The organism is uncultured Phenylobacterium sp., assembly GCF_902826855.1.
In the GTDB taxonomy this organism is placed as follows: domain Bacteria; phylum Pseudomonadota; class Alphaproteobacteria; order Caulobacterales; family Caulobacteraceae; genus Phenylobacterium.
Window position 1 is genome coordinate 1 of the sequence record NZ_CADEGK010000336.1, and the last position, 2,761, is coordinate 2,761.

2 protein-coding genes are annotated in these 2,761 nt (G+C 66.8%); one reads left to right on the forward strand and one right to left on the reverse strand.

The window, feature by feature from the left end:
* Positions 1–2,158 (reverse strand): efflux RND transporter permease subunit (locus tag QZV94_RS24395; RefSeq protein WP_293682978.1); only part of this gene is annotated, 2,158 nt, incomplete at its 3' end.
* A gap of 157 nt (positions 2,159–2,315) precedes the next feature.
* On the opposite strand from QZV94_RS24395, the gene QZV94_RS24400 reads away from it, so the two are divergent.
* Positions 2,316–2,761, forward strand: a 446-nt coding sequence (locus tag QZV94_RS24400; protein ID WP_293682980.1) for a TetR/AcrR family transcriptional regulator, incomplete at its 3' end; no start/stop codon positions are given.

Genomic DNA, 2,761 nt, shown 5'->3' on the forward strand with positions numbered 1-2,761 from the left:
GGAGCTTCGGCGAGTCGACGCCGAGCCGCTCCATCTCGGCCGGGCGGGGCACGATCTGGATCTCGGGTCCGGCCGGAAGCGAGGCGGGTCGCGGGTCGCGGACCGCGCTTAGCCCGCCCATCTGCCGCCGGAGCTCGGCGGCGGCCCGGTCGAGCGCCGGCCCGTCCTCGCTGGTCAGCGTCACCACCACGTCAGGTTGCTGCGTCACGCCGAGGAAGCTGAACCGCGCGTCTGGCACCGCGCGCAGGAGCGGTCGCGCGGCCTCCTTGAACTGCTCGGCGGTGAGGTCGCGCTCGTGCTTCAGCACGACCGTCATGACGCCAGAGCGCAGGTCGCCCCCCGACTGCCCCGCTCCGCCCGGGCCGCCGCCCATGCTCGCGCCACCGATGCTGGCGAACACATGTGCGACCTCCGGGCGACGACGCAGGAGCTCGGTCGCCTCGGCGACACCTCGGGTCACATCCGCAGCTGTCGCACCCGGTGCGCCCTGGATGTTCATCAGCACATAATCGTTGTTCTGCACAGGCTCGAACCCGGTCGGGACCTGCCCGAGCAGCGCGACCGATCCGACGAACAGCAGGGTCGCCCCTAGGATCGAGAGCCAGCGATGATCGAGCGCCCAACCGAGGGTCTGACGGTAAAAGGGCTTCATCTTCGGTCCGCCATGGGTCACGCGGCGCGGCTTCAGGAAATAGGCCGCCATAAGCGGGGTGACGAAGCGCGCGACCGCAAGGCTGGCGATGACCGCGACCGCGACGGTCACGCCGAACTCGCGGAAGAACTGCCCCGCGATGCCCGGCATGGCGGAGACAGGGGCGAAGACCACGACGATCGCCGTTGTCGTCGCGACGACGGCCAAGCCGATCGCGTCCGCGCCCTCCATGGCGGCCTGGTATGGTCGCTCCCCGCGCTCGATCCGCTTCTCGATATTCTCGATCTCAACGATTGCGTCGTCGACCAGGATGCCGATCACGAGCGTCAGCCCTAGCAGCGTGACCACGTTCAGGCTGAAGCCGAAGAGCAGCATCGCGGCGAAGGTCGGCACCAGTGACAGGGGCATGGCGACTGCGGCGATGGCGGTGGAGCGCCAGTCGCGAAGAAACAGGAACACGACCAGCGCCGCCAGGACCATACCCTCGATCAAGACGTGCACGGTCGCCTCGAAACTCGCCCGCGTGTCGTCGACGGTCGAGAGGACCTTAGTGAAGCGGACGTCACGACGAGCTGCGCGCAGCTTCGTCAGCGCGCGCTCGACTGCGTCCTCGACCCGGACGTCGCTTGACGCCTTGGTCTTAAGGACCTGGAACCCGACCACCGGTCGGCCGTCGAGCCGGGCGAACCGCCGCGCCTCGCTTGCGCCCAACCCGATCTGCGCGAGGTCGGAGAGCTGGACGTAGCGACCGCCTGCAAGCGGGATGGTGAGCGCGCGCAGCCGTTCCTCGGTGTCCGCTTGGCCAACGATCCGGATCGTCTGCTCGCGCCCGCCCACGTCCAGCCGCCCGCCCGGCGCGTTGACGCTGACCTGGCGAAGCGCGTCGTTGAGCTGAGGGACGGTCAGGCCGTAACCGGCGAGCCGCTCTAGATCGACGATGACGTTGATCTCCCGGTCGGTCCCGCCGACGCGCTGCACCTGACCGACTCCCGGCACACCGGAGAGCGCGCGGGTAAGCGCGTCATCGATGAACCAGCTAAGGTCCGGCTCGCTCATGTCCGAAGCCTCAACGGCGTAGGTCAGGATGGGGGCTCCCTCGAAATCAAGCCGGCTGACGGTCGGCTCGTCGATCTCGAGCGGCAGGTTCGCGCGAATCCGGTCGACCGACGAGCGCACCTCGTCGATCGCCCGCTGCTCGTCCTCGCCGATCTTGAAGTTGATGGTCGTAGTGGACGTGCCGAGCGTCACCGACGATTGGATGTGGTCGACGCCGCTTATCCCGGCCACGGCGTCCTCCACGGGACGCGTAACCTGCGTCTCGAGTTCGGCCGGCGAGGCCCCGTTCTGCGTTACCGTGACCGTCACCGCGGGAAAGCTGACGTTCGGAAACTGCTTCACCGGAAGCAGAAGATAGGAAACTAGGCCCGCCAGCGTCAGCGCGGCGAAGATCACGACGACCGGAATCGGGTTGGTGATTGCCCAGGCGGAGACGCGGAGTTGACGCATGCGCTATGATCCCGGTTCAGCGGGTTTCCCCGGCTCGGCCGGCCGCATATAATGTTAATAGATGGATGTCCATCCAATAAGAACGGAGCGGATTACTATGGAGCCTAGTTTCAGAAGACGCCCCGGCGCGCGCGCACCCGAGATACTGGACGCCGCTATGGACCTCTTCGCCGAACGCGGTTTCGAGCGGACGCGCTTTGTCGATGTGGCCAAGCGCGCAGGCGTGAGCCATGGCACGGTCGGCGTTTACTTTCCGACGAAGGAGGCGCTGCTCCGCGGCGTGGTCGAGCGGATGGCCGAGCCCGAAATGGATCAGGTGGTTGCGCTGATCGACGGCTTCCAGGGCACGACTGCCGAGCTTCTCGAGACCCTCGGGCTGTTGTGGTGGGAGCATTGCCAAGAGGAGCGGATCACCTCGCTCATGCGGGTCGTCGAGGCTGAGCTGGGCAACTTCCCGGAGCTGGCGGAGACATTCCGCGAACGCGTCTACGATCCCGTGATCGACCTTTTCGGCCGCATTCTAAAGCGCGGCGTTGAGCGTGGAGAGCTCGCCTGTGAGGATCCAACACCTTACGCCGAACTTGCCTTTGGCGGATTGAGCCA